Origin of the sequence: Bacillus sp. R86525 (assembly GCF_042466195.1) — a bacterium.
In the GTDB taxonomy this organism is placed as follows: domain Bacteria; phylum Bacillota; class Bacilli; order Bacillales; family Bacillaceae_G; genus Bacillus_A; species Bacillus_A nitratireducens.
On record NZ_JAXHPX010000007.1, the window covers coordinates 3,115,310 to 3,140,404 of the forward strand.

The following is a 25,095-nucleotide window of genomic DNA, read 5'->3' on the forward strand; positions in this document are numbered from 1 at the left end:
TTATTTACTAAATGCATGTCGCTCGCCTATATAATTTACACGTGGACGGAACAAACGATTATTTGCATGTTGCTCAATAACGTGCGCACATAGTCCTACTGTTCTAGAGCTAAAGAAGATTGGTGTGTAAAGTTGAATTGGAATACCAAGCATCCAATATACTGGAGCTGCGTAATAATCAAGATTCGGATAAATTCCTTTTTCTTTCTCCATGATTTTCTCTCCGGCTTCACACATTTCATATAGTGTATAATCACCTTTTACATCACAAAGCTGTTTTAAAGCTTCCTTCATCATAAGTGCTCTTGGATCCATCTTCTTCATGTAAACACGGTGTCCAAAGCCCATAATTTTTTCTTTGTTATAAAGTTTCTTCTGTAATAATTCTTCAAATTTCTCAACATTTCCAGCTTCTAAAAGCATGTACATAACCGCTTCATTTGCACCGCCATGTAAGCTTCCTTTTAAAGATGCCACTGCACCTGTTAGAGCACCGTATAAATCCGATTGTGTTGATGCAATTACGCGAGCTGTAAATGTAGAGTTTGGCATTTCATGTTCACTATATAAAACTAGGGAACGATCAAAGATCTTTTCCTCAAGTTCAGTTGGTTTTTTTCCAGTTAACATATAGAAGAAATTCGCACTATATGACAATTCCTGAAGGGGCTGAATTGGCTCCTCATTATTTAAAATATGATAGCTATTCGCTACAATATTTGGCACTTTACTTAAAAGCTTGTACCCTCGACTTTTATTCACTTCTAACGAGCGGTTTTCGATATCACTATCGTAACCAGCTAATGCAGACACACCTGTACGTAACCCATCCATAGGATGCGTTTCCTTTGGCAATGCCTTTAGCACGTTGAATACACCTTCTGGCACTGCATATTCTTCTTTTAATTTCTTTTCAATTGTTGCTTTTTCATCTTCATTCGGTAAATGTTCTTCTAATAAAAGGTGCACAATGTCTAAATACTCTTTTGTTTTTGAGAGTTCGATTAAATCATACCCTTGAATTACAATTTCACCTTTTACTGTGTCAAGAAACGAAATTTTCGTCTCCGCTGCTACTACACCATCTAATCCCGGGGAAAATTTTTCTTCAGCTTTCATCATTATTTCCTCCAATCCTAATAGATCTTCGTGCACATAACTGTAAGCCTTTACAATACTTTGAAACTACATTTCTATTTCAATGTATCAGAGTTTTTAGAAGATTTCAATTTATTTTATAATGATAAGTTTCCTATACTTTTACCGATGTAATAATACAATTTTCCAAAAATAACTTTCACATTTCATAAAAAAGTACAGACATCCTTTTGCGATTTTTTAAAACGAAATATAACAATCATCCATATAATCCCACTAAATATACCTTTAATCTCTTTTTATTTAACAAATATAAAAAAACGAGCCGCACTCATGCACAGCTCGTTTTTGATAATATTTATTTCACATTCCTATAAATATAATTCTTATATAAAATTTATTTATTTTTAATAAAGTTATTATTTTACATAATTAAATTAAATTTCTTCCGTTTCTTTACGATAGCTGACAACTAAATCATAGTTTTGAAAGTACGAAAGATTATCAAAATCTATAAAAATAAAATACCGTCTTTCTCAACTGGCACTATTTCCCGAACTGGTTTCTCAGAAACAATTCCTAAAAAATATCCTGGATGAATTGAGCTACTCCCTCCGTATCTTACAATAAAGTGAAACTTTAATCAGTGGGGGGTGTTCATCCCCCACTGATTATTAGGCCGTACCAATCAGGCGTTTAGGGCAGTTGATCTCCCGCCAGATTTTGAGGTGGAGTCTTACTGCCCGCAAATAGCGGGATAAATCAAATAGATTCATCATGCTTTATACGCAATTCTTCCTTAAAGCATCGTCGAGCGTCATGTTCAATTGAAATTTTCATCTTCGCTCTTCCTGTTTACGCAAAATCTTTTTTGCCTAATCGCTGTTTTACAAAAATGACAAATATAATTAAAGCTATTAATCCTGAAATTGCACTACCTGCGAATAAAATACGGTAACCAAACATTTGTGAAACAACTCCAAGTAAAATCGCACCTAATCCAATCCCTAAATCAAAAGCGGTAAAGAATGAAGCGTTAGCAACTCCTCTTTTACTAGGATCAACAATTGTCAGCATCGCTGCTTGTAAAGCGGGCTGTGCTGAACCGAATCCAACACCATATAATGCCGCTGCAATCATTACACCTATCAAACCATTTGAAATCGTTAGTACAACTATCGCTAAAATAGTAATACATAGTGCCGGAAGTATGATAAAAACTTCTCCATACTTATCTAATAGTTTTCCTGAAATAGGTCGTACAATTGTTAAAGCAATTGCATATACAAGAAAGAATGTCCCAGGATTCACATCAATTGATGACGCGAATAACGGTAAAAATGTTGTTATTCCTCCATATGCAAATGATAAAAAGAAAACAACAACCGTTATTGATAAAACGGATTTTTCAAACAGCTGAATTTTCCCTTTTTCTTTTTGTGGCGTGAATGGCATTTTCGTTATTAACGATAATACGACTGCCATAAAGGATAAAAGAGTTGCTAACAAGAATAGACCATGAAATGAATAATTTTGTACAACCCATAATCCAATCATTGGGCCAATTGCCATCGCGATTGTCATCGCCATGCCATACCAGCCCATCCCTTCACCACGACGTGAATCTGGAATAATATCAGTTATCGCTGTTCCAACTGCTGTTGTAGAAACAGCCCACGTCACTCCGTGAATAACGCGTAAAACAGCTAAAAGGACAATAGTCGATGCTAAATTATACGAATACATCGTTATCCCAAAAAATATGAGTCCGAAAATAATAAAAGATCTTCTACCATATTGATCTAACATACCTCCAATAATCGGCCGTATTACAACTGCTGCTATTGTAAACATTCCCATCATCAGTCCAACTTGCGATTCATTTCCACCAATCTCTTTAATAAAGAGCGGGAGCGTTGGAACAAGTAAATAAAACCCCGTAAATAAAAATAACATCGCGATAGTCATTTGTATAAATGATTTCGTCCATAATCGTTCCATTAAAATCCCTCCATAAACACGTAAAATATTACAATCAACACATCAATTGTATATTTTTCATGTTCCCTTGCCCTCCGCTAATAGACGTATCTTTTCATAATAAATGGTCTACCATCAATTTAAGTTGGTCTTACGACTTTATGCCTATGTTTTAAGCAAAAAACCTATATATGTACCTTTATATGTTTTAGAAGAATATACTATTTTATTATTAAACTTAGGAGTGATCGTTTTCATGTGGGTATCACCAAGAATAACCGCCGTTGTCCCATCAGCTCCCTCAATACATGTTCCTGTCGTTCATACAGCTAGTTCTGATGTTGGTATCGAACTTCCTGCCGCTTGGCAACAATATCAATCGACTGACCAAGTCACCCCTTCATTTTGGCATCATGGTACACACCCGAGTAGTACTACTTTTTATGGCCCTAGTTATCCAATACCGCCAACTCAAATTTTTTATCATTTCCCATCAATTTACTTTCAAAATTTCTATGGTACTTTTAATATTTAAAAATAATATTACTCTTTATAATACAAAAAGCACCAAAGAAACCGTTTTTCCCGGTACCTTCGGTGCTTTTAAAATGCATTATTTATTGTCCATTATTGGAAGGAGCCTCTCCTGTGTTCCCGCCCGTAGTTGGTGGGGTTGGAGTTTCTTGGCCACCTCCAGTGGTTGGTGGATTTGGAGTTCCTTGGCCACCTCCAGTGGTTGGTGGATTTGGAGTTCCTTGGTCACCTCCAGTGGTTGGCGGATTTGGAGTTCCTTGACCACCTCCAGTGGTTGGTGGATTTGGAGTTCCTTGGCCACCTCCAGTGGTTGGTGGATTTGGAGTTCCTTGGCCACCTCCATTAGTTGGTGGATTTGGAGTTCCTTGACCATTTCCATTGTTTTGTTCATTTTGCTTATTCTGTTCATCTTGTTTCTTTTGCTCTTCTTGCTTCTTAAGTTCATCTTGTTTCTTTTGCTCTTCTTGTTTCTTAAGTTCTTCCTGTTTCTTTAATTCCTCTTGATTTTTCTCTTCTTCAGTTTTTTGCTGTTGATCTTGTTTTGGTTGTTCCGTTGTATCCGGTACGCTAGTATTTGGAGATGAATCACGTTTTTCACCTTTTATACGCAATTCACTACCTTCTTGAATAACACTACTTGGCATTTTAAAGCGTGATTTATCTGTAGCCATCTCGCTCATCATTTCTTTAAAGATCAACTGTGCAATTTTCGTATTTTTACTACTAATATACTCGTCTTTACCATCTTTCGTATATCCAGTCCATACTGCCATCGTATATTGCGGTGTATATCCTGCAAACCAACTATCACGAGTTGCACTTTCTGGAATTCCATATTGTGCTAGTTGTTTTGAAGAATAGTTAGTTGTACCTGTTTTACCAGCTACATCTAAAGAGGCCACATTTGCCGATGTACCAGTACCTGATGTAACTACAGAACGAAGCATATCAGTAATCATATATGCTGTAGAATCCGCCATAACTGATTTTGGTTTTTGTCCAAAACTTTGTGACTTGCCGTCTGGATAAACTACTTTCTTAACAAAATGCGGCTTCGTATACTTACCGTCATTCCCAAATGCCGCATAAGCACCTGCAATTTCAGTTGGTGACGCTTCATTTGTACCGATCGCTGTTGATTCTGTCGGTGCTACATTAAATGTAATACCTAATTTCTCAGAGAACTCTTTCGATTTACTAATACCTACCTCTTTAGCTGTTTTAATAGCTGGGATATTACGTGACTTTGTTAGTGCTTCACGCATTGAGATTGGCCCTAAATGACTTCTATCTGCATTTCTAACTTCTTGGCCAGTTGAATACTTAAATGGAGAGTCATCAATTTGATGATAAGTAGCCCATTTTAAATATTCAATTGCAGGAGCGTAATCAAAAATTGGTTTCATCGTTGAACCAGCTGCACGATCTAATTCAATCGCCATATTATGCCCTTTAAATACTGCTTTATTTTCACCGCGCCCACTACCTATAGCGCGAACTTCTCCAGTTTTCGTATCCATAAATGTGAAAGCACCTTGGAATTTATCATTTGGATAATTAATAATATTTGTATTCAAAATATTATCAGCTAATTTCTGTGCTTTTGGATCCAATGTTGTATAAATTTCTAAACCATCAGATCCAATATTAACATCTGGTATTTCCTTTTCTACTTCTTTCACTACTGCATCCATAAATGCAGTATGTGGCATCGCTTGTAGTTCAGCTGCACTCTTAATATTTTTATCCACTGGTACTTTCGATGCTTCTTCCATTTCTGCCTTTGTAATATAACCATGTCGATTCATTAATCCTAGTACAGTATTTCTTCTTTCTGTTGCCCTTTGAACATTTTCTGGTTTCGATGGATCATAGTTATTCGGCGCTTTCGGTAAACCAGCTAGCATCGCAACTTCTGGTAAAGTTAAATCTTTTAATTCCTTACCATAGTAGTTTTGTGCTGCTGTTGCGATTCCATATGAACGGTTACCTAAATTAATTTTATTTAAATACATCTCTAATATTTCATGCTTTGAATATTGTTGTTCTAGCTTATACGCTAAATATATTTCCTGAACTTTACGTTTTGACGTTTTTTCCATCGATAAGAAGTAATTTTTAATAACTTGCTGCGTTATCGTACTTCCACCTTGAGAGCCATAATCTCCTTTAAGGCTGACTAAAACCGCACGTGCAGTACCTTTAAAGTCTACTCCACTATGCTCATAAAAACGTGCATCTTCCGTCGCTAAAAATGCATTTTCTACCAATTTAGGGATTTGATCATACGTAACATTCGTCCGCTTTTCTTTTCCATATTCATATACCAAATTCCCGTCTTTATCATAAATTTTTGAGGATAACGGATTAACAAGTTTTGCTTTCTCAAGTTTCGGCGCATCCTTTATCATAACGAAAAAGGTAGCCACCCCTGCCACTAAACCTACAATACCAAGTAGTAAACAACTAATTAAAAATTTACGGAAAAACGATGTTTTACCTTTTGGTTTTGTTTTTTTAGAAGCTGGCTGTTTTTTCTTTTGAACTTGTCTTCGCTCCTCTCGAGAACGATAATTTTCTGACATGTTACTTTCTCCTGCCTTTCAATTCTCCCGTTGATTTACTTAAAAATATTGAGGTCACTTTCACAAATACATTTAGTCAAGAAAGTATATTGACCTGGAGCATTCAATATTTTCCCAATTCACAGATTATAAATTTTAGAATACTTCTCTTATACAAACTATTTTCACTTCTATTTTTTCTAATAATGCTGCCCCTTAAAGCATAGAATGTAAGAAGTGAATTTTTAATACCTCGTATAAATAATATACCTTTTTTTCAAATGGTCAATATTTTCTTATTTATAAATCAAAGGTGAAATAAAAATAGCACAACGATATGTACTTCGTGTGAACTTCCTTATAATTACGTATAAAGAACATTTGATATATCGCATATAAATATAATACCTCTTTAATTATTAGGATTTCAACACGACAATCCCCTTATCTAGAAAAAAACATCTAAAATGAAAAGTAAGGAGTTGCGTATTGATGAAGCTCTCTCCCGTTATCTCAAAAAATATAGTTGCTGTTGGCTATAATCCTTTTTCGATGATTTTACGTATTCAACTGAAGAATGGTATGTATGATTTCTTTAATGTACCAGAAAGCATTTACACCGGTTTATTAAACGCACACTCTAAAAGTTATTATCATAATACCTATATTAAAAATTCTTACCGCTACACTAAAATTTAAACTCGATTGGCATACAAAAAAGAAAGGCGAATCAAATTCCCTTTCTTTTTTGTATGTTTTCACTCGCAATTTATCTTCTATCTTCTTTTATTAATTTCATCGTACGCTTGAATTTGTCTTTTAAGTCGCCTGTCGGCTTTTTTATCATGTACGACAAGAACTGCGTGTATCGCTCCTGGAACCCAAAAAATTAAGGTTAAAATGAAATTAATTATAGCTTGAAACGGCTTTCCGCAAAATAAAACAGCTACCGGCGGAAGTAGAATTGCTAATAAGTACATCATGTCTAAAAAACTCCTTAATGTTTATTTTTCAATTCTTGCCCATCCATCTCCTACACTATCAAACCTATGAAATTATTTTATTTCTAAAAGAATATATAAGAACTCATCATTACAAAAATCACATATAATAGTATAACTAAATGAGGAGCATCTCACTAACGTTAACAAGTTATTTTCACTTGTTCGTTTATATGTATATTCTACACCTATATGAAAAAGCCTACAAAAAGAATTAACACATCCATCTTGTCCTACTTCTAAAATTGAAATACTCCAAAATTCATTGAAATGAGTATTTCATCACCTTTTCTTAGATTCCAATCGTTGTTCCTCTACTATTTCGGTTAATCCAATTGCTGAAATTACAGTACCTATTGCCTGTATCCAAATACCTATTAGCCCTATTATACGTTGATCTTCTTTATCTATATTACTGTCTTCGTCTTCGTCTTCGTCTTCGTCTTCGTTTCCATTTTCTTCTTTTGATATATTTTGAATACCTTGATATGCTTGTAACCCCGCACCTAAACTTTGCATTGAATTCCCTAATACGATAATCCACTGTATTCCATTTATCTCATTCAATGCTACTTCTACTCCTAAAAAAGCGCCAATTGATTGCAAACTATTTCCAGTAATTATAAGGAAATCATTTTCTTTCATTTGTTCATTGAGATTAAAATACGTTCCTATTACATTTGAAATATTGCCTAAAGCTAATAACTCAATCCCCGTTTTCGCTAGCGCTTTATTTTTATTATCTATAGTTACCTCTTGCTTCTCACATTTATCTTCATCTTTCGCATCATTAGTTGCTATAATTTGTAATATATATCCGAGAGCTTGTAATGAACTCCCTACAATAACAAGATCCGACTCAATCTTTTCTTCCCCTGCAAACCCTCTAGTTGTTCCAATTGCTGCTATAAGATTTCCTCCTACTTGAAACCAGGCCCCTGTCAATTCTAAATCGCGTAGGTTCATTTCCCATCACCTATATTTAAATTTTCTAGTACATTCAAAACAAACAAATATCACCTTTAATTCATTATTTTATTTTTCATATGTAATTTTGTGCATCACATAATGTACTAAGAATACAAAAGAGCACCTTTCAGGTGCTCTTTTTGACAAGGGCTTTCTCGATAAATGTCTAATTTGCAAATGCTTTCTACACAATTCAATATATGCTTGTCCTTCAAAAATGTGCATATCACATTTAATACCTATCTGAAAATTAAATGCATACCGGACATGTCAACGAGTCACCGTTTTTATCTATTGATATATTCAATATATAACGAATTGCTTTATGTGACCACATTTCAGGTGTAGGAGATTCTTTTACATATTGAGGTGCACATAAGTGAAGCATTGGAGTGCTAATACTTCCACCTGGATCTAAAGCAACTACGGCCATGCCATTTGGCAGTTCCATTGCCATGGACTGCGTGATACCTTCAATAGCAAACTTTGAAGCACAATATGGCGCAAGTTCAGCCTCACCTTCTCTTCCCCAACTAGAGCTTATATTAATAATAATCCCTTCTTTTCTAGCTATCATTGCCGGGACGAACGCCCTAATGACATTTACTACCCCGTTCACATTTACACTCATTACACTTTCAAATTCTTGAGCGGTAACTTTCCATAACGGTGCGTTTTGATTAACAATCGATGCATTATTTATTAACATATCAGGAGCCCTATACTTATTAAGAATACAACTTGCCCATTTACTAACTTGGTGATGATTTGAAACATCAATTACTTGAAAATCATGTGAAGCACCGTAATATTTATTAAGCTCTTCAATTTTATTTTTTGAGCGTCCACACCCTACTATATTCCATCCCAATTCATGAAACCTATCAACCAATGCACGTCCTAACCCTTGCGTTACTCCAGTAATAATTACAAGTTTTTCAATGTCGTTTCGCTCCAACTTCATCTCCTCCTTTCAATTAATATTACTCTTTTTATTCTTATTCAAATTCTTACTAAAGTATCAATTCATTTCATACTTTAGAAGTATTTTTGATATTACATTTTACAAATAAAAAGAGTAACCATCATAGTTACTCTTTTTGTTTGTATCTTTATTATTTTTAAATTGTATCTGCTCTTTCCTACATTTCTCATATCAATAAATATAGGTTACACATTGATGAAAGTATATTTATATTTATGTTTACGGTTCGATTTATCCAAATACTTTTCAATCCACATTTTCAACATAACATGGTCCACCTTTATCCAAGTATTTTCACGTAGCCTTAAACACGCTTTCATTTAAATTCTCAATCTCATTTTGCAACTTTTTAAATTGTTCAAAATGCATTGTTATAGATTGAATACTATTCCTTTCAATATTTTGCTTCACTAATAAAACGCCTGTATCGTGAAAAATTGCTTCAAGTTCTTTCCTTATAGATACTTTCGTAATATATGCTGTTTTAATTGCCGATAAAATCGCTATTTCATTAAACTTTAATTTTATTTCATTAGGACAAAATGCTTTTTCGATCAATGTAACATCATTACTACAAATAAAAGCAACAAGTTTACTTGATTCTGCATCTGTTAAATCTACTGTTTTTATAACATTATCCATTACATTTTGCCTCCTTTAATTCCATATATATTAATTATTAGAATTTACACTTTATAAAATTCAACTCTTCATTAATTTTAACATACTTTTTGCTAAATTGATTAAATAAAGCTTCAAACGTTTTCCTATCCCACAATATTTGTCAAATGAACCAATTAGACTATACCTTCATATAGTAGTGCAAACAATTACTTATAAGGTAGGTGACAATTATGCCCTCAGTTGTTGGGAATTTAGTTGTACAAAATAGTAACGGATCTTTCAACTTAGGTGATTTCTACAACGTTTCTCCAAAAGAGAATACAAAAGCTTATAACGGTTCTGGCGCATCTAATGTTGGTTTCGTTGTGAACACTTTTAGTGGGGTTAGCGCGACTAATACATTTGATTCTGATTTAGCAGATCAAAACCAAGTTGGTACAGCCTAACCAGATCTGTATAATATTTTCAAATTTGTCTATACTATACTCAGGCTGATAAACAGCTATCGTTGATTTTTTGAATGCCCAATCTTTTTCTCCCTTTCCCTGGGGCTAAGCAGCTAGTTTGCATCTAGCTGCTTTTTCATTTAATTCTTCACCTCTTCAAAAATAGTAAGGGTTTTGTCTATTATCCATTGACTATTAGCCCATAACAATTGGGCTTTTGCAGGCAGCCTGACGTACAGCTAAATTTTGAGGTGTGAATCTAACTATCCGCCAATAGCTGGACAAATTAAAAAAGCTAAATTTCAAAATTCAGCTTTTATTAGGTTACATCAATTATGTCCATTGCAGAAAATATATATGTTTTATAAAATGCATCTGTACATTTTACAATTTGTTGAATAGGATTTATATGAACCACTGTCATATAACTTGAAAGTATGTATCCTTCTTCAAAATATGTCACTAACATCTCTTCTTCAGACAATAATGAAGTTAATAACTTATCTGAAATACTTTCTTTCGCTTCATTCGTTATTAGCGGTCTTTGGACTTTTAATTTCTCTCCAATAATTTTTTTCATACTTAATAATTGTTCCGACATTACTGTAAACGGAACCCACTCTCTTCCTGTTTCCTGTATCTTTACATAATTCATTTTCTTTACTCCTCAATTTTCTTTATCTATCCATTCACAAAATAGAAATTTCACTTCTAAATACACTTTATCCATCTCTTATTTAATATGTAGCGTGGCTTTCCAATTCAAAACTATTTATGAATTTGTATAAATCTCCACTCCGAAAGAACGCTTGTTCTTATTATACACGAACGAACGTTCTTTCGGAAGTGCAACATGTAAATTTTTCAAACAAAATGTAACTTTAATCTATGAAGTTTATTCATACTCATTAATTACTCCCTATTATTAATCAATTTTCTTTGCACTTCCCATCGCATCATAGAATACGTGTAGCAACAATAAAAGCGACTCCACCCAATGCGTGGAGTCGCTTTTATATTTCTACTTTTCTATCCTAACTAACGTTCTTTCTGGAATACAAATTTCAGCTACATCCAAATGATTTATTTTCAAGTTTAATTCCCCAACTTTTTCCTGATCTTCATCACCAACCCAACAACTAAATAATTCAAAGTATTCCCCTTCTTTTAAATACTCTTCCATAATTGAGCATAAAGTTAAAAGTTTATTTTGAGCTTCTTCCTTCTCTTTTAAGCTTTGCCACGCAACTAGTTCAATTCCCTATCCTGATGATACTTCATAAATACATTTATTCATTTATACATTCATTTCCTGCATAGATAAAAGAAGTTTTAGTTTTACTATTCATTAACCATCCATCGACATAAGCATATACTTTTATTATGAACGAAACTCACAAAACTTTCGAAACTTATAAAGAATGTAAAACAACACATTCTTTATAAGTTTCATACATTTCGACAAATTATTTCATTGATCCTGAATCAGTAAGGACGAACAAAGTCAAAACTAATCATTTCATTACTTTACTTTCTCTATTGATTAAGTTTAGGTTGCATAATAATATGTAATTCTCTCTCTGTTTCTGTTTTTTTCGGATTCCGATAATATTCCAGTTTATATTCTAATACTTCATACTCAATCATCCCAATTTTTATCCCTTTTGTTTCTTTTAATACATCTAGTAGAATACTTATATTTTCATTAGCTGATTCGAAAATTTTCCCTCCACCTTCTCTTTTGAAAATAACTTTCATATATTCTCCTCCAAGTTAATTTAATAATTTAATAATTTAATAAATCTAAAATTATTAAAATCATAATGTAGAACACTTTTTGCAACAAAAAGTGTTCTACATTTCATATAAAGTCAATTTACTCTCCGATAATATGGTATGTATCATTCTTTAAATTATGTCTTCTATTCATTCTCTAAGAAAATACATAAAGTATATTTAGTTTATATTTAACAAAATTAATTAACTAAAACATTATCATTTCAACATTTTGCGAATTAAATTGCTTATTCCTTTTATATATATCCAAATTTTCCCATTGTAATTCTTAATATTTAAATGTAATATTGTATTGTCTTACTATCTATTTATAACTCACACACTAACGCGAAAAGGGAACTCTATATGAGTTCCCTTTTCTATTGAAAATAAAAAACAGAAATATAGCATTATGCTAAACCTCTGTTTTTCTTCTAAACCTTATTTCTCATTTAAGAATTTAAATGTATCTTTAAATTCTTTATCTGTTACTTTAATATCTGCTTCTTTCAATAGATCATTGATTACTTGTTGTTTCCATTTACCTGTCGCATCTTGCAGTCTTTGTTGTTCTAAATCTTTTCGAATCGTATCTTTTACTTCATCAAATGGTTTCAATTCTTTTTTATCTGTCACTTTTATTATATGATAACCATAAGATGTTTTTATCGGTTCACTTACTTGTCCTGCATCTAATTTATACGCAGCTTCCTCAAACTCTTTCGCAGTTTGACCAGGAGCAAAACCAGCTATTTCTCCGCCCTGTTCCTTTGAACCAGTATCTTCCGAATATTGTTTCGCTAAAGCAGTAAAATCTTCACCATTATTTATTTTCTCTTTTACTTCTTTCGCAGTTTTTTCATCTTTCACTAAAATGTGACTTACCTTCATTTCAGGTTTATGGTTATCTTTCACATCTTTATCTGTGACAGTCGCTCTAATCGCTTTCTCAAGTGCAATTTCTGGCTTCATTTTCTCTTTTAGTTCATCTTCATTTTTTAACCCTACTTGCTCTAAAGCCACTTCAAACTTGTCACCCATTTGTTCCTTCGCTGCGTCTACTTGTTTTTTAGCTTCTTCATCTGAAACTTTATATTTATCTAGCAATGCCTTATTTAACATCATTTGAGATAAAGTATTTTTTCCATATGTTTGCCTTAATTCTTTACTTAACTCTTTCTCTGTCACGTTTCCTACTTTTGATGTTGCAACATTTTCTGAGGAACCACACGCAGACAATGCTAGCGCCACACATGTAATAATAGTTCCCATAAATAGCTTATTCTTTTTCAATTCAAATACCTCACTTTGATAATTGTATATTAGGAACTATACAGCGCTATTGTGAAATTAATGTGTTTTCCGCAAGTATTTCTCTTCATGTCAGAGGCAAGCTTTATTAAACACTAAAAGCTGGCATGAAGCCGATTTTTTAACATCATTTAATCTGTACATGTTCTTCTTTGATCCATTTGTTTCCACCTATATCTACATATCCATCCTGACGATTCCAAATACGATAAGGATTTTTCCCATCGACCGCTCCTGTATCATTCCCGTTTGGTCCATCGTACGTTCTAATTTCATATCCAGGTGTGTATTTTGAGTATGCATAGTACCATTGCACATTAAAATGTTCTAACTTAGCCCACTGTTGTTCTCCACCTAAACAAATCATATCTTTTTCGCCACCTCCCCAATAACCTTTATAGATTATATATGGGATTTTTTTCGTAAGTCTTCCTGTAAACTGTGGATTCGCAGGATTCTCATATAAATTAATACCGTATCCATCATCATATTTTGAAACTGCAATACCAATTCCATTTGGTTGCTTACTATCTCCAATACTAGATTGATTTGTTTGATTTGAACCTATAAACCAAGAAAGATTTTTATTCCCAATTAATTGATTCAAATCACATTTTCCAATACCAGGAACATTTCCTGAATCAGTATATTGCCAAATATCACAAGGATATGCTGGTTTATTCCCTCCATAACGAGGAATCCAAATAAAATCAGCATCAATATTGCGAGCTCCAAATGATACATACGTGTGATGTCCTACATATAGACCAATTTTTTTTGCACCTAATCGGCGTAATTCATCAATAAATGCTTGAGTCCCGCCTTGCATATCTACCATTGTTTGAACTTCTACATCTGCCACCCAAAATTTAGCGTTTTTATCGCCACGATTCCAAAAATCTTGCGCTTCTTTTTTTGCATCTGAAATAGATATAAAACGGCAAAATGCATAATTCCCAAATGGGATACTACGTTTCTTCATTTCTTTCACATAACCTTGATACATAAAATCGACCGTATTCGAACCATCTTGAACTCTAGCAATAACTAAATCTAGCTGAGGCGCTGCAATATCCCAATTAATATTTCCATTCCATTTCGAAATATCTACAATATAACCCATTACTAATCAACCCCTTTTTATTATCTTATTCAAAGCTTGTATTATTGTTAGACTCATACGCCTAATACAAACTCTCCATAAAATAAATAAATATAATCTCATCATTTTTTCAAAATATACAACCTATCTAGAATATTTTTCTTTAAATTAAATAGTCAAATTTAACTTTCTTACTATAAATATCGGGATAAAACTATAAATAGTGTGCATACTATATGTAAGCTATTTTAGCTTATACTCATGACTGACCTCCAATATTTTTCAATCTCCCTGTAACTAGGCAGCTAAATAATAAAAGCTGTCTAGTTATTTTTTCTTTACGTACAAGAAAAAGACATTTTCGATTCAGGAAAATGTCTTTTCACATTTTAATAATACAGTTTTGGTGTTATATCCTTATTTTGTATATTCCCTTCACTAACAAATCGTACATCACCAGTGCTTGTAACGCAGCTTGTAGAGAATAAAATAGGGATATCGCACACAACGTCGTTCATTACATCATGAAATACATTGGCAGCAACACCTGTTAACGTTTGACAAAGATTTGAAATATCATCGTCAAAAAATTGAATAACTTTCGCAGCAAAAACTGGAAAAATAACATTCGCTCCACCTGGTAGCTGTGGTTGTACAACACCTTGTTGAAAATAAGGATTATTTTCTAACGCTACTTGGAATAAATGTGCAATTTCAAATGCATCTAGTGGACATGGAAGCGGATTTACAATCACACTTTCTTCGTTACTAACAACAACCGTTACACTTACAATTCCAAATTCCACGAAAGGTTTAAGAAGCGTAGCTAATGCTATCGCTTTTTCATTACTCATAGCTTGTACTAAAATAATAAAACTCCCACCAACCGGAATAAGTGGACCAACTGTTACAGTTGGATCAGCACCTATAGAATTTTTAAGCTCATTAAAATACGTAATCCACGGTGGTGAAAGCTCAACTTGTACATTTTCTTGCATTCTACCTCCTTATACAATTCTTATTACCATAATATATAGCAACTTTAAAATTGCATAAGGCATATATACTATTTTCTTACATTCATTATTTATAGTAATGAAACGATTTAAGGAAAGTATTCTATGTTTCTTTCCTAACTTCAAGTAATATGCTCATTATAGATGCCATGTACTAATATGGCATCTATAATAAGCAACTACACTAAATTTGCATATTATATTTAAATGTCTTCACATTCAAAAGAAGATTAACACATAAACCTTCTATAAATAAGGAGTTTATTTAATGAAAAAAATCCCTATCGTATTTAAAGTTCCCCCGAATTCAAAGCTAAAAGTTACATTCTATGGTCCTTGTAACGAAGTAATTACAAATGTATCTTTAATTAATCAATTACTCACCCCTACCTGCCAAACTGTATCTCGATATCCAGACTTTAAGAAATATATAACTGAAGTCCGATCATTATCAAATTGTTAATCGTATAATTTTATGATTTATCATTTCGAACAGTACGATAACAAAATAGTAAAAAGAGCCGCATCTTTCAAAAGAAACGGCTCTTTTTCATTTCACAAAAACATGAATTCATTAAAAACTAAAATAACTCATTAATTGATATTTTGTTGATATTCTGTTGATATTTTACACATATTAATGAAATGCGCATATATTATCGTATGGAGATTCTCCACTCATAAAACCTATCTTTTTTTGAGCATACTTTAATTGTATGCTCCTTTTTTATTCTTTACTTAGCGGCTTATTCTGTTAATGTTTCGAAATATCCACCTGAACAAACATTGAATATTTCAAATTTCCTTCTTATTATGCGCTATGAATATAAGTTTAACAATTTATCTATAGCTACATTTTCAGCATCACTTAAATCGACGAAATATTGAAGTTGCCATAGTTGACTCTTCTTAGCCTGATTACTAACAGGTTTATCCCAAATAGGGTAAACCCTCATAGCCATTTTCCCTTTTTGGTTTTGAGTTTTTAATATTTTTTCTTTTAGAAGAATCTCTTTTGGAAAAATAAATTGTCCTAGTTTATTATCCGCTATACAAGTAATAACTAAAAGATTAGGAGCCGAATCATAAGAAAATGCCTGATTTTTCATTGAAGCATCCTTCTCCCAAAAAGAAACAAATTGTCCAATCTTATTAGGCGTAATTTTTGATACCCTAAATCGTATACTTCTATTATTTAGCTGGAATATCCCTCCTGCATATTCTGAATTTTGCTTTTCTTCTTTTTTGTTAGTAATGAATAGATTATTCGGTTTGTAAATCATTTCATCTAGTTTTCCAACTATATTACTAAAATCAATCATGTAGACGCACCTTTTTTATTTTTCAGTATATCAAGAACACTTGTTCTTGTATATCAAACTTAAATTTTAATCAAAAACCACTGTAAATATACTTAAACGAATGATAGCTTTTTATCGCCTTTTCAAGGATTATTTTTTTCTACTCCATCCATAACTTCAAATTTACTTTTATAGTATTTATTACATAACTATTCCAATTTTTTGCGTTATTTATTATTATATTAATATACAAACAAAAACGAGGTACATATTACATGACTCAATCCAAAATTGACTTTGGCTCCATAGAGCACCCTTTCTTCCTATTAGCTTTATATCTTATCGCAATTCTTTTAACACTCGGCATTACATTTAGTATATGTCATTCCCTTTTACTAAATTTAAATGCACCGAGTTGGGTAGCAAAACTATTAGCTATCGTATTAACTCTAGGTGTTGCTTATCAAGTATTTATGAACTTATTTTAATATATTACCAATTTAACACCTTTAACTAAAAGGCCCTACCATAAGGTAGAGCCTTTTTTAAAAAATAGTCCATAAATCACAAGCATGTCTTTTATTTTATTGGAGATGGGAACCTTGCAGCTTCAAAATGCGTACTAATAAATCCTGGATCATTTTGTATAATCAGTCCATCTACATCACTCTCAGCAAAAATTTCAACTACATCTCCTGCATGTAATTGAAGTATTGTTGAAACAGCTACGACATTTGCAAAATTGGGTGGACCAAAAAAGTCATTATCTATCGCTATAGCTGGATTATCATTTACCCGAATTTCTACACGCGCTCTATAACTCGTATTACTATCATTAGGTGCAAAGCTGATTGTACCAATAATAGAATAAACCCCTCTAGTCTTCGGAATAAAATCTGATGTTACTGGATTATATTCATTCGCTAAATCAAACTGTTCATTTTGGAATAATACTTTAACAAAAGTATTTGCAGTGACATTTTGATCTACTGTACTAACCGCTCTAAAAGCAGATGCCCTTACAAGTTTATCTTTCTTATTATCACAACACTTATCGTAATAATCTGTACTCTTCTTACAACAAGTGTGCTGTGTCTTTTTATAGCCATTGCAATGCTTACAGTAATAATACGACATATTTATATCCCCTTTCTAAATCTATTATTGTATACTATGCAAAATAAATTTAAAAAGTTTGGACGAGCTATTGCTATTATGAAATAAAAAAACTCCACCGAAAAGCAGAGTTAATAAAAATTTTCCCTTTCTAATATTTATACAATTGGAGATGGAAATCTAGCAGCCTCAAAATGAGAACCATCTTCTGAACTACTAATAACTCCATCTATACTACTTTGCGCAAAAATCTCAACAAAATCACCTGCATGTAATTGTAGTATTGTTGAAACACTTACGACATTCCCAAAACTTATCGGACCAAAAAAGTCGTTATCTATAGCAATTGCCGCATTTCCATTCACTCGAACTTCTACACGAGCTCTATAGTTTACATTTGTATCGTTTGGAAAGAAACCAATCGTTCCAATTACGGAATAAACGCCTCTAGTCTTCGGAGTAAACTCTGATGTTGCCGGGTTATATTCATTCGCTAAATCAAATTGTTCATTTTGAAATAATACTTTGACAAAAGTATTGGCTGGAAGGTTTTGATCAACTGTATTTACCGCTCTAAAAGCGGATGCTCTTACAAGGTTTTTCTCCTTATGATTGCAAGAACTATCATGATTTTTCTTTTTGTAACTCTCACAATTCTTACAGTAGTAATAACAAGACATATATATCGCTCCTTTCTACTCTATTACCACATATTATGCAAGCTAGATTTGGAAGGTTTAGACTAATTTGCTGCTATTACAAAAATAAGAACGTGCTACCATAAGACAGCTTGAAGAGAATGTATAAGTATAAAACAAAGCTTTCATTTAAAATTTTGATTATATCACTAATATCAATTATTCCGTTTCATCAATCCGGATTTCCATCCTTCTCCTCCGTTCAATTTTATTATTATTAAATAGATTACAACATTCAGTACGATATGCAATATTTTATATTTTATTATTTCAATATCCTTTTATTGTCGATAAGATGATAACATTCTCTTAAATTCCCTATAAAATCAACAATCTCCCGATAACAAATTATATTCCATCTTTCAAAATTCCTTTTAAACATTATATTCCAATATTATTATTGTAAATTATTGACCTGTACAAACGTAAGATTTTTGTGTATTCTATGAACAAAGAGTAAGGTAAGAGTTACTCTTTGCCATTTTAGGAAAGGCCCTGTTGGAGACAACAGGGCCTTTTTTCATATTTTTTTATAGTAAAGCATCCAAAATTTATAAACGCTTGGCAATAATTTTTGCCAAATTCCGCTCTCATCATTCTTATCGTCACCTTTCATTTTGGAAAAATAATATCCCCCCACTTAAGAATCCTTGCGTTGCATATAACTCATGAGGTTGTAACATTCTCATTCCAATATCTAAAATTTTATAATTGTTCCCTAGATGCGAATCATTTCTTATAAGGGCGCTCTGTACTTGCGCCCTTATATAAACACTCAAATTTATTCCCCTGCATATTTTTATAAATTGTATACAGTTCCATATGGAATTGTTGAAACAGAAATTCCGTATGGTGTAATATGATGCATTGGGTAATAATACTCCATAGATGAATAGTACGGTTGTATGCCTTGCTGCATTTGCTGCTGTGCTTGTAACGCTTGTTGAACAGCTTGAATTGTACTTTGTGCTCCACTATACGTAATACCAGCCGTACCGTATGCAGGCCGCATTCTAGCTCGGGTATTAAAATATGAATAAAACATTATTATTCAACTCACTTCCATATAAGTTATTACAAAATATGTTATGATTCTTAATTTCAGTGAGTGTTAAAAACTAGTCCACTAGCTTTTATTCAAATAGCGTTTTTGTTCACCTTCCTTCTTTTGACTCTCGATATTTTACGAAATATTCCGACTACTTCTCGCATTCAAGGCCAATCTTTTCATCGACAATCAATCGGTCTACATTTGCAAGCATCCACGGGTATTCAGGATGCTGCAGGATTGCATTTCTGCGTTGTACCTTTAAATCCGTACGCTTGGAAAATTCTTTTACAACTACCTCTTCCACAACGTTTCCGAAATATTCCGATTCACTTTGTACATCTTCTTTTTCAATCGCTTGTGTTTTTTCAAAGAATACTTGAACTGCTGATTTTCATCTATTTAAACCTGCGATTGCAAAAACATCTGAACCACCAATAGCTTGGGTCCATGTTTAGTATGTTAACCAATACTTTTGCTTGCATGTTCTATTCACTCACCTTCCCTTGTATACTGGTACCAACATATATTTTTTTATGAGGACTCATTGCCATGAGTTCTTTTTTATTGCCCCAAATACTTTTGTAACAATTCCAATGCTTCATTAATGCTCCCATTCACACCCTCAGGTTCCGCGCCTTCTAGATATTCCTGTAAAATCATTACCACTCGACTTATGGCATCTTGTAACTTTTCGGCATCGATAGACGTTGTCATGATACCTTCTTGCTCCTGTGGATCAGCTTTACCATAGCCATTGTGCATGGACATCTGGTTTTCTAGCATCTAGCTCACCTCCTTAAAAAATGCAGTATTTTCCTTTCTATTATCGAATTAGTAATGTTTGGAAAGGGGGTGTAATATGGCAGAAATTAAAGTCGGACTTACACAATTTTTAGACTTCACACTGAAAAGTAGTGCAGCTAAAACAAACTTTGTAAAAAATCTAAAATCTCAACCTGAATACCAACCAGCTTTTGATTACTGGAAACAATTACGAGACACTGTTATTAAATTTCATCAAAATGAACTACCTTTTGAATGTTTCGAAACATTAGTGCAAACGGTTGACCAAAAGAAAAAGCAAAACTATATCGATGTCATAAAGCAGTATAAAAAATTTATTAAAAACAACGACGTCTCTTGGTTCGATCCAGGTAAATCACATTGGATATCAGATGATTTAATCGTCCGCTCTTCACCTGAACTCGGTTTGTTCATTAATGATGAGCCGCATCTAATCAAACTATATTTCAAAGGAAAAAAAGAGCGAATTGATAAATACAACATCAACTCAACACTGACATTATTAAATGAATCAACATTTTCAAATGAATATAACGATGTGAATTATACTGTCCTTGACATCCAAAAGAACAGAATGTATACGAATAACTCTATTAATAATGATCATTTAATAGCTCTTGAATCAGAAGCCCACCAGCTTTCTTATTTATGGAATAAGGTGTAAAAGGGTATAGGTATCTATTTCAATACCTTGTTCATGCGTAATTTGGGCACAATTTTCAAAAATCCAATTCGTTTCTTTTAAGTGAAGCTCACCTTCTTGTTTCTCACAAACAATGCAAGGTGGGCGTTTTTTCGGAAATAGTTTCTTTAACCATTTCCGTATCCTAACTCACCTCCTCCGATAGAGTGATATAATGAGCTCTTTCCACTAAATCAGCGTTACCCCCCTGATTTTTAATTGATGAAGAAGTTCTTCGTTTTTTAGAATATGCAAAAAAAACGTTATTATATCGCTTATCTTCTTGCTATTACATGTGGAATGCGTAAAGGTGAAATCTTAGGTCTACAATGGAAAGAGATTGATTTTGAGAGACGAACGTTATCTGTTAACCGTTCCCTCTCTCATATTACAAAGGAATTCCATGAACCAAAAACATCTTCTGGAAAGAGATTGCTTGTTTTACCTGACATTACATTAATGGCACTTCAGGAACATCTTCAAAAAACCTCAGAGGAAAAAGAGAGATATGGTGAAGGTTATAATGACTACGATTTGGTGTGCCCAACGTATAACGGTAACCCATGTGATTTCAGAAGTTTGACACAGCTCTGGAAAAAGCTTATAAAGAAAAGTGAGATTCCTGATATTCGGTTCCATGATCTGAGACATACTCGTGTAACAATTATGTTAAAACAAAGTATACATCCAAAACTAGGGTTTTTATACGCAGCGTTTGATAAACAAGAGGTAGTTTGCCCGAACTGTGGAGCTAAAAGAAGAATTGCAAAAAGAGGTACTTTCTTCGATTGTGGCACATGTAAAAAGCGCACTTTGGTTGAGTGGTCCGAATAAAATCACCCTTCATGAAAGAACGCTTGTTCGTGTATAATAAACATAAATTATACGAACTGAGGGATCAACATGGATATTGAAAATTGGGGAACACCAAAATTAAAAGGACGCGGCATGGTAAAGTGGCGGCCATTTGCTAGTATGCCGGAGCAGTTCGCAGGAATTAGAGAGATACTAAACGATTTGAATAAGGTACCAAAGCCTTTGGTTACAGAAGATATGCAAGAACAAATTGAGCAAGGGCTTATACATTCGATGCAAAATAAACAAGAAATACTGATTTCTTATTTCCGTGACGGTATGATTCACGACATGTACATAAATGTATTACATATTGAACCAATGCTAAAAGTTGTGTATTGTACGGACGCTTTTGGTTTGAATACTGAGTTTAAATTCGATGAATTTGTGAATATAAATTAAAAAGACCAACTTCCTTAGTCGGTCTTTTTTGACTTTGTTTTAAAGATGCTTATTATATTTTTTCATGTACCGTTCTACATACACTTTCTCTTGTTCCATTAGGGCGGTTTGTAAATTTTCTATATTATCATATACTGTGTCTAAAGAACTTATATTTTTCTCTGAATATATCCTTGTCATACCTTTTATAACGACATTTTCCGCCTTGGTAACAGGCTTAAATTGCACATTAGCTTCGTCATGTGCTTTTTTAACAAGCTCAAATACACCTTTCTCCATATTTACAGCATGTGCTAGTGACTCGACATTCGATTCTATCAATTCATTTAAACATTTTTGTACCTTTTCCGTGACTTTTTTCCCACTATATTCTTCCGTTTGAACATCCGAAAAAGCATGTATATACAATGAAGTCTTCAATTCATTAAACATACCCAGTAACTTAAAATTTATTTTCTGCAATTCAAATACAGATTCTAATCGCTTCTTGGCTACTTCCTTTTTTTCTTTGGCTCTAGACATGCTATATGTGATATAGCCCCCCAAAAGAGCACTTCCAAATGGAACTAAAGATTTAAACACTAATTCTATATCCATGATTTCCCCCTATTTCCTTTAACATCAAATATACAAATAATAACATGAAGATAAAATAAGAGCCACCCAATTATTACGAAGGGCGGCTCTTATTTTACTTCACATACACAAAGGCTTCATTTGCAGTTACATTGTATGTTTTCCCTTTACTGTTGTGCACTTTATTTTGTACGGATGCATTCGGTTTAAATACCGAATTTAAGTTTGATGAATTAGTGAATATAAATTAAAAAATCCCCCTCATAATAGACAGGATATAAAGCTTTCTTTTTTCTGTCTACTATAGGGGGATCATATCAAATAGGATGGCTCTTATTTTTGTTAATCAAACTATTCTTTTATGAAAAATCGCTTCCACTTCATTTGTATTTACCCCGGTTCTAGTTTATTTAAAGCCCCTTGTTTAATCTGCATTTCTGTGTTTACTTTTTTCTCTTTATCTTATAATTTAAATGGAGAAAGGAAGGAAAATATATATGTCTAAAAATAAAAATGTACTATTAAGTCAAATCGAGATAGTAATTGAAATTACAAAAAATAAACAAAAAGAAGATCCCTTCTATAAAGATTTACTAAAACGATTAAATCGTTTAGCTAATTATCTGCAAAGTAACCATTATACTAATGACGGACTAGAATCTCATCGAATTAAAGGTACAGTGAGAGCCTATACTGATACCGGCCTCGTAAAAAGTTTTGACGACCCTCTACTTATTGAATTAGATACATTAGAGATTATGCTAAATGAAATTTAACAATTCCTTTCAAAGTATATTAATTGTAAATAAATAATATTAGACCACCTATTACAGGCGGTCTATTTCTTTTTTCTATTTCACATACACATAGGTCTCATTTGCTGTTAGACAATTTTTATTTTATATAAATGTCCCTTAATTTAATCTGAAATTTATATATTTACATTTTTTTCTTTTTATCTCATAATTTTAAATGGGAAAGGGAGGAAAAAAATGGTTCAAATCAAAGTGACACCTGAAATGCTAGAAGAAGTTGCAAATCGTGCAAGTAATACCAGAATTGCATTAGAATCTATACATAATAATTTATGTAATGAAATTGATCATTTGTGTTTTCAATGGATTGGTGCATCGAATCAAAACTTCGTTCAAATGTTTAACAATGCCAGACCATCCGTATTCACAGCTATCAATGCACTTGTGCATGTCGAAGAAGAATTAAAGAGAATTGCTGAAAAATTCCGCGTTGCAGATAGCGAAGATGTAACGACTCCAAAAGAAACTACACCTAGTAAATCACCTGAAAAATCTTTCTTAGGAAAAGTTTGGGATGGTATAGTAGACGGTACGGGAGCTGCTGTTGGAGATACAATCGACGGTATAAAAGCATTAGGTGACTGGGAAACTTGGAAAGGCATGGGCTACACTGTCACCCATTTAGATGAAGCTTTACCTGCTATGTGGGATGCGTTATCCGACTCTTATAATAAAGATGTGATAAATGGGGATGCAGAAACACGTGCAAGATGGGGATCGTATGCTTTAACACAAATTGGATTAGGTCTTCTTGGAGATAAAGGGGTCAGTAAGGCTGCAAAGCTAGCACAAGGTGCTAAATTCTCTCAAGGCATCTCAAAAGCTGGACAATTATTTAATAAAGGCGATAATTTGGCTTTCGCAGGCGGTAATGGTGTTACATCTGCATTTGATAGTGCTACTTTTAGACAAGCCGAAGAAAAACTTTCAACCTACCAGTTTGCTCAAGGTGAAAATACTACTACTGTGAAACCTGGTGATAGTAGTTCACTTGCCCCTGGAGGGGGCCTAGCTGCACACGAGGCTAGAGGTGGACATTTAATAGAAAGACATGTAGGAAAAACAGATGAAGAACTATTGCAAAGATTAGAAAGTAATTCTACAATAACAGGTGCGTCCACCTTTGCCGATAGAGCTACGGCTGAAAAAATAGCAAATGAAGTTTTAAGCAACCCGCAAAATACGGAAAAAATAAACAGATGGTTAAATAACCCTGACAGCAAGCCAACCTTACCCTTAAGATACCAAGGTACAGATATTACTGGTAGGCATGTTCCTAGAGGATCAGAAATTATCTCAGAAGTAAAAAATGCAAGAATTGTTTTAAAAAAAGACAGAGATGGTAGTTTTATTATTACAGGATATCCAGAAAGATAGAGGAGAGTTTAT

General features: G+C 33.1%; 29 protein-coding genes and 5 pseudogenes. 11 read left to right on the plus strand and 23 right to left on the minus strand.

The window, feature by feature from the left end; translation table 11 throughout:
* The 3 genes and pseudogenes from mmgD to SJY24_RS18560 all read right to left on the minus strand — a co-directional run bounded on the left by mmgD (position 1) and on the right by SJY24_RS18560 (position 3,099).
* On the minus strand, positions 1–1,122 hold the full coding sequence (gene mmgD / locus SJY24_RS18550; RefSeq protein WP_377865767.1) for a citrate synthase: 1,122 nt from the start codon (positions 1,120–1,122) through the stop codon (positions 1–3).
* A gap of 413 nt (positions 1,123–1,535) precedes the next feature.
* Positions 1,536–1,729, minus strand: a pseudogene (locus SJY24_RS18555) (HesB/YadR/YfhF family protein); the annotation flags it as partial.
* A gap of 224 nt (positions 1,730–1,953) precedes the next feature.
* The gene (locus SJY24_RS18560; RefSeq protein ID WP_016094095.1) at positions 1,954–3,099 is read right to left on the minus strand and encodes an MFS transporter; all 1,146 of its coding nucleotides are present in this window, start codon (positions 3,097–3,099) and stop codon (positions 1,954–1,956) included.
* A gap of 235 nt (positions 3,100–3,334) precedes the next feature.
* On the opposite strand from SJY24_RS18560, the gene SJY24_RS18565 reads away from it, so the two are divergent.
* On the plus strand, positions 3,335–3,613 hold the full coding sequence (locus SJY24_RS18565) for a hypothetical protein (protein ID WP_002085760.1): 279 nt from the start codon (positions 3,335–3,337) through the stop codon (positions 3,611–3,613).
* Between the two features lie 82 nt (positions 3,614–3,695).
* Here the strand turns inward: SJY24_RS18565 and SJY24_RS18570 are convergent, their stop codons facing one another.
* Complete coding sequence (locus SJY24_RS18570; RefSeq protein WP_377865768.1) at positions 3,696–6,197, minus strand: PBP1A family penicillin-binding protein; 2,502 nt, start codon at positions 6,195–6,197, stop codon at positions 3,696–3,698.
* Between the two features lie 471 nt (positions 6,198–6,668).
* On the opposite strand from SJY24_RS18570, the gene SJY24_RS18575 reads away from it, so the two are divergent.
* Positions 6,669–6,875 (plus strand): KTSC domain-containing protein, encoded by a 207-nt coding sequence (locus SJY24_RS18575; RefSeq protein ID WP_000777813.1) that lies wholly within the window; start codon positions 6,669–6,671, stop codon positions 6,873–6,875.
* A 77-nt stretch (positions 6,876–6,952) separates the two neighbouring features.
* Here the strand turns inward: SJY24_RS18575 and SJY24_RS18580 are convergent, their stop codons facing one another.
* The 4 genes from SJY24_RS18580 to SJY24_RS18595 form a co-directional block, all read right to left on the minus strand.
* Entirely contained in the window at positions 6,953–7,159 is a 207-nt protein-coding gene (locus SJY24_RS18580) for a YqaE/Pmp3 family membrane protein (RefSeq protein WP_000990221.1), read from the minus strand.
* A 300-nt stretch (positions 7,160–7,459) separates the two neighbouring features.
* Positions 7,460–8,143 (minus strand): DUF6944 family repetitive protein, encoded by a 684-nt coding sequence (locus SJY24_RS18585; RefSeq protein ID WP_377865769.1) that lies wholly within the window; start codon positions 8,141–8,143, stop codon positions 7,460–7,462.
* A 253-nt stretch (positions 8,144–8,396) separates the two neighbouring features.
* A complete protein-coding gene (locus SJY24_RS18590; protein ID WP_377865770.1) occupies positions 8,397–9,104 on the minus strand; it encodes an SDR family oxidoreductase in 708 nt (235 codons plus the stop codon).
* Positions 9,105–9,425: 321 nt separating this feature from the next.
* A complete protein-coding gene (locus SJY24_RS18595) occupies positions 9,426–9,773 on the minus strand; it encodes a hypothetical protein (protein WP_377865771.1) in 348 nt (115 codons plus the stop codon).
* A gap of 212 nt (positions 9,774–9,985) precedes the next feature.
* Here SJY24_RS18595 and gerPF point away from each other — a divergent pair, with 212 nt between their 5' ends.
* Entirely contained in the window at positions 9,986–10,201 is a 216-nt protein-coding gene (gene gerPF, locus SJY24_RS18600; protein WP_001141569.1) for a spore germination protein GerPF, read from the plus strand.
* A gap of 319 nt (positions 10,202–10,520) precedes the next feature.
* Here gerPF and SJY24_RS18605 read toward each other — a convergent pair whose 3' ends face one another.
* The 6 genes and pseudogenes from SJY24_RS18605 to SJY24_RS18630 all read right to left on the minus strand — a co-directional run bounded on the left by SJY24_RS18605 (position 10,521) and on the right by SJY24_RS18630 (position 15,388).
* Positions 10,521–10,856 carry a YolD-like family protein gene (locus SJY24_RS18605; RefSeq protein ID WP_377865772.1) on the minus strand — a complete coding sequence of 112 codons (336 nt, stop codon included), beginning with the start codon at positions 10,854–10,856 and terminating at the stop codon, positions 10,521–10,523.
* Positions 10,857–11,222: 366 nt separating this feature from the next.
* A pseudogene (locus SJY24_RS18610) lies at positions 11,223–11,462 on the minus strand (hypothetical protein); the annotation flags it as partial.
* 275 nt (positions 11,463–11,737) lie between these two features.
* Complete coding sequence (locus SJY24_RS18615) at positions 11,738–11,959, minus strand: hypothetical protein (protein ID WP_000864200.1); 222 nt, start codon at positions 11,957–11,959, stop codon at positions 11,738–11,740.
* A gap of 459 nt (positions 11,960–12,418) precedes the next feature.
* The gene (locus SJY24_RS18620; protein WP_377865774.1) at positions 12,419–13,270 is read right to left on the minus strand and encodes a peptidylprolyl isomerase PrsA; all 852 of its coding nucleotides are present in this window, start codon (positions 13,268–13,270) and stop codon (positions 12,419–12,421) included.
* Positions 13,271–13,415: 145 nt separating this feature from the next.
* Positions 13,416–14,411: a glycoside hydrolase family 25 protein gene (locus tag SJY24_RS18625; RefSeq protein ID WP_377865775.1), complete on the minus strand. Its 996-nt coding sequence runs from the start codon at positions 14,409–14,411 to the stop codon at positions 13,416–13,418.
* A 368-nt stretch (positions 14,412–14,779) separates the two neighbouring features.
* On the minus strand, positions 14,780–15,388 hold the full coding sequence (locus tag SJY24_RS18630; protein WP_377865777.1) for a hypothetical protein: 609 nt from the start codon (positions 15,386–15,388) through the stop codon (positions 14,780–14,782).
* 286 nt (positions 15,389–15,674) lie between these two features.
* Here SJY24_RS18630 and SJY24_RS18635 point away from each other — a divergent pair, with 286 nt between their 5' ends.
* Positions 15,675–15,869 carry a hypothetical protein gene (locus SJY24_RS18635; protein ID WP_377865778.1) on the plus strand — a complete coding sequence of 65 codons (195 nt, stop codon included), beginning with the start codon at positions 15,675–15,677 and terminating at the stop codon, positions 15,867–15,869.
* A 355-nt stretch (positions 15,870–16,224) separates the two neighbouring features.
* Here the strand turns inward: SJY24_RS18635 and SJY24_RS18640 are convergent, their stop codons facing one another.
* A complete protein-coding gene (locus SJY24_RS18640; protein WP_377865779.1) occupies positions 16,225–16,728 on the minus strand; it encodes a MepB family protein in 504 nt (167 codons plus the stop codon).
* A gap of 254 nt (positions 16,729–16,982) precedes the next feature.
* Between SJY24_RS18640 and SJY24_RS18645 the strand changes: the two genes are divergently transcribed.
* Complete coding sequence (locus SJY24_RS18645) at positions 16,983–17,195, plus strand: hypothetical protein (RefSeq protein ID WP_377865780.1); 213 nt, start codon at positions 16,983–16,985, stop codon at positions 17,193–17,195.
* A 91-nt stretch (positions 17,196–17,286) separates the two neighbouring features.
* Here the strand turns inward: SJY24_RS18645 and SJY24_RS18650 are convergent, their stop codons facing one another.
* The 5 genes and pseudogenes from SJY24_RS18650 to SJY24_RS18670 all read right to left on the minus strand — a co-directional run bounded on the left by SJY24_RS18650 (position 17,287) and on the right by SJY24_RS18670 (position 20,355).
* The gene (locus SJY24_RS18650; protein WP_377865781.1) at positions 17,287–17,844 is read right to left on the minus strand and encodes an ABC transporter permease; all 558 of its coding nucleotides are present in this window, start codon (positions 17,842–17,844) and stop codon (positions 17,287–17,289) included.
* Between the two features lie 137 nt (positions 17,845–17,981).
* Entirely contained in the window at positions 17,982–18,503 is a 522-nt protein-coding gene (locus SJY24_RS18655) for a C1q-like domain-containing protein (protein WP_377865782.1), read from the minus strand.
* An 817-nt stretch (positions 18,504–19,320) separates the two neighbouring features.
* A complete protein-coding gene (locus SJY24_RS18660; RefSeq protein ID WP_377865783.1) occupies positions 19,321–19,566 on the minus strand; it encodes a DUF3947 family protein in 246 nt (81 codons plus the stop codon).
* Between the two features lie 160 nt (positions 19,567–19,726).
* A pseudogene (locus SJY24_RS18665) lies at positions 19,727–20,054 on the minus strand (YqaJ viral recombinase family protein); the annotation flags it as partial.
* A 79-nt stretch (positions 20,055–20,133) separates the two neighbouring features.
* The gene (locus tag SJY24_RS18670) at positions 20,134–20,355 is read right to left on the minus strand and encodes a hypothetical protein (protein WP_377865784.1); all 222 of its coding nucleotides are present in this window, start codon (positions 20,353–20,355) and stop codon (positions 20,134–20,136) included.
* Between the two features lie 76 nt (positions 20,356–20,431).
* On the opposite strand from SJY24_RS18670, the gene SJY24_RS18675 reads away from it, so the two are divergent.
* A complete protein-coding gene (locus SJY24_RS18675) occupies positions 20,432–21,040 on the plus strand; it encodes a hypothetical protein (protein WP_377865785.1) in 609 nt (202 codons plus the stop codon).
* Here SJY24_RS18675 and SJY24_RS18680 read toward each other — a convergent pair.
* Positions 21,023–21,202, minus strand: a complete 180-nt coding sequence (locus SJY24_RS18680; RefSeq protein ID WP_080029133.1) for a hypothetical protein — start codon at positions 21,200–21,202, stop codon at positions 21,023–21,025. The genes SJY24_RS18675 and SJY24_RS18680 overlap by 18 nt on opposite strands.
* Positions 21,203–21,358: 156 nt before the next feature.
* Here SJY24_RS18680 and SJY24_RS18685 point away from each other — a divergent pair, with 156 nt between their 5' ends.
* Both SJY24_RS18685 and SJY24_RS18690 read left to right on the plus strand, forming a co-directional pair.
* On the plus strand, positions 21,359–21,892 hold the full coding sequence (locus SJY24_RS18685; protein ID WP_377867276.1) for a site-specific integrase: 534 nt from the start codon (positions 21,359–21,361) through the stop codon (positions 21,890–21,892).
* A 69-nt stretch (positions 21,893–21,961) separates the two neighbouring features.
* Positions 21,962–22,315 carry a YolD-like family protein gene (locus SJY24_RS18690; protein ID WP_377865787.1) on the plus strand — a complete coding sequence of 118 codons (354 nt, stop codon included), beginning with the start codon at positions 21,962–21,964 and terminating at the stop codon, positions 22,313–22,315.
* A gap of 39 nt (positions 22,316–22,354) precedes the next feature.
* Here the strand turns inward: SJY24_RS18690 and SJY24_RS18695 are convergent, their stop codons facing one another.
* Both SJY24_RS18695 and SJY24_RS18700 read right to left on the minus strand, forming a co-directional pair.
* Positions 22,355–22,912: a hypothetical protein gene (locus SJY24_RS18695; protein ID WP_377865789.1), complete on the minus strand. Its 558-nt coding sequence runs from the start codon at positions 22,910–22,912 to the stop codon at positions 22,355–22,357.
* A gap of 94 nt (positions 22,913–23,006) precedes the next feature.
* Positions 23,007–23,093: pseudogene (locus SJY24_RS18700) on the minus strand (N-acetylmuramoyl-L-alanine amidase); the annotation flags it as partial.
* Between SJY24_RS18700 and SJY24_RS18705 the strand changes: the two are divergent.
* From SJY24_RS18705 to SJY24_RS18715, 3 genes and pseudogenes are all read left to right on the plus strand, one after another.
* Positions 23,071–23,142: pseudogene (locus tag SJY24_RS18705) on the plus strand (YolD-like family protein); the annotation flags it as partial. The pseudogenes SJY24_RS18700 and SJY24_RS18705 sit on opposite strands and share 23 nt — an antisense overlap.
* Positions 23,143–23,388: 246 nt before the next feature.
* Positions 23,389–23,667 carry a hypothetical protein gene (locus SJY24_RS18710; RefSeq protein ID WP_377865790.1) on the plus strand — a complete coding sequence of 93 codons (279 nt, stop codon included), beginning with the start codon at positions 23,389–23,391 and terminating at the stop codon, positions 23,665–23,667.
* 216 nt (positions 23,668–23,883) lie between these two features.
* On the plus strand, positions 23,884–25,083 hold the full coding sequence (locus tag SJY24_RS18715; protein ID WP_377865791.1) for a WXG100 family type VII secretion target: 1,200 nt from the start codon (positions 23,884–23,886) through the stop codon (positions 25,081–25,083).
* Positions 25,084–25,095 lie beyond the last annotated feature (12 nt).

What these genes read in the sequence shown, in the direction of transcription:
- SJY24_RS18595 (WP_377865771.1), bottom strand. Translation starts at nt 9,773, where the DNA reads ATGGATAATGTTATAAAAACAGTAGATTTAACAGATGCAGAATCAAGT.
- SJY24_RS18565 (WP_002085760.1), top strand. Translation starts at nt 3,335, where the DNA reads ATGTGGGTATCACCAAGAATAACCGCCGTTGTCCCATCAGCTCCCTCA.
- SJY24_RS18645 (WP_377865780.1), top strand. Translation starts at nt 16,983, where the DNA reads ATGACTCAATCCAAAATTGACTTTGGCTCCATAGAGCACCCTTTCTTC.
- SJY24_RS18575 (WP_000777813.1), top strand. Translation starts at nt 6,669, where the DNA reads ATGAAGCTCTCTCCCGTTATCTCAAAAAATATAGTTGCTGTTGGCTAT.
- SJY24_RS18650 (WP_377865781.1), bottom strand. Translation starts at nt 17,844, where the DNA reads ATGTCGTATTATTACTGTAAGCATTGCAATGGCTATAAAAAGACACAG.
- SJY24_RS18635 (WP_377865778.1), top strand. Translation starts at nt 15,675, where the DNA reads ATGAAAAAAATCCCTATCGTATTTAAAGTTCCCCCGAATTCAAAGCTA.
- SJY24_RS18585 (WP_377865769.1), bottom strand. Translation starts at nt 8,143, where the DNA reads ATGAACCTACGCGATTTAGAATTGACAGGGGCCTGGTTTCAAGTAGGA.
- SJY24_RS18580 (WP_000990221.1), bottom strand. Translation starts at nt 7,159, where the DNA reads ATGATGTACTTATTAGCAATTCTACTTCCGCCGGTAGCTGTTTTATTT.
- SJY24_RS18685 (WP_377867276.1), top strand. Translation starts at nt 21,359, where the DNA reads ATGCGTAAAGGTGAAATCTTAGGTCTACAATGGAAAGAGATTGATTTT.
- SJY24_RS18655 (WP_377865782.1), bottom strand. Translation starts at nt 18,503, where the DNA reads ATGTCTTGTTATTACTACTGTAAGAATTGTGAGAGTTACAAAAAGAAA.
- mmgD (WP_377865767.1), bottom strand. Translation starts at nt 1,122, where the DNA reads ATGATGAAAGCTGAAGAAAAATTTTCCCCGGGATTAGATGGTGTAGTA.
- SJY24_RS18605 (WP_377865772.1), bottom strand. Translation starts at nt 10,856, where the DNA reads ATGAATTATGTAAAGATACAGGAAACAGGAAGAGAGTGGGTTCCGTTT.
- SJY24_RS18625 (WP_377865775.1), bottom strand. Translation starts at nt 14,411, where the DNA reads ATGGGTTATATTGTAGATATTTCGAAATGGAATGGAAATATTAATTGG.
- SJY24_RS18715 (WP_377865791.1), top strand. Translation starts at nt 23,884, where the DNA reads ATGGTTCAAATCAAAGTGACACCTGAAATGCTAGAAGAAGTTGCAAAT.
- SJY24_RS18570 (WP_377865768.1), bottom strand. Translation starts at nt 6,197, where the DNA reads ATGTCAGAAAATTATCGTTCTCGAGAGGAGCGAAGACAAGTTCAAAAG.
- gerPF (WP_001141569.1), top strand. Translation starts at nt 9,986, where the DNA reads ATGCCCTCAGTTGTTGGGAATTTAGTTGTACAAAATAGTAACGGATCT.
- SJY24_RS18640 (WP_377865779.1), bottom strand. Translation starts at nt 16,728, where the DNA reads ATGATTGATTTTAGTAATATAGTTGGAAAACTAGATGAAATGATTTAC.
- SJY24_RS18560 (WP_016094095.1), bottom strand. Translation starts at nt 3,099, where the DNA reads ATGGAACGATTATGGACGAAATCATTTATACAAATGACTATCGCGATG.
- SJY24_RS18695 (WP_377865789.1), bottom strand. Translation starts at nt 22,912, where the DNA reads ATGGATATAGAATTAGTGTTTAAATCTTTAGTTCCATTTGGAAGTGCT.
- SJY24_RS18630 (WP_377865777.1), bottom strand. Translation starts at nt 15,388, where the DNA reads ATGCAAGAAAATGTACAAGTTGAGCTTTCACCACCGTGGATTACGTAT.
- SJY24_RS18670 (WP_377865784.1), bottom strand. Translation starts at nt 20,355, where the DNA reads ATGCTAGAAAACCAGATGTCCATGCACAATGGCTATGGTAAAGCTGAT.
- SJY24_RS18675 (WP_377865785.1), top strand. Translation starts at nt 20,432, where the DNA reads ATGGCAGAAATTAAAGTCGGACTTACACAATTTTTAGACTTCACACTG.
- SJY24_RS18615 (WP_000864200.1), bottom strand. Translation starts at nt 11,959, where the DNA reads ATGAAAGTTATTTTCAAAAGAGAAGGTGGAGGGAAAATTTTCGAATCA.
- SJY24_RS18710 (WP_377865790.1), top strand. Translation starts at nt 23,389, where the DNA reads ATGTCTAAAAATAAAAATGTACTATTAAGTCAAATCGAGATAGTAATT.
- SJY24_RS18690 (WP_377865787.1), top strand. Translation starts at nt 21,962, where the DNA reads ATGGATATTGAAAATTGGGGAACACCAAAATTAAAAGGACGCGGCATG.
- SJY24_RS18660 (WP_377865783.1), bottom strand. Translation starts at nt 19,566, where the DNA reads ATGTTTTATTCATATTTTAATACCCGAGCTAGAATGCGGCCTGCATAC.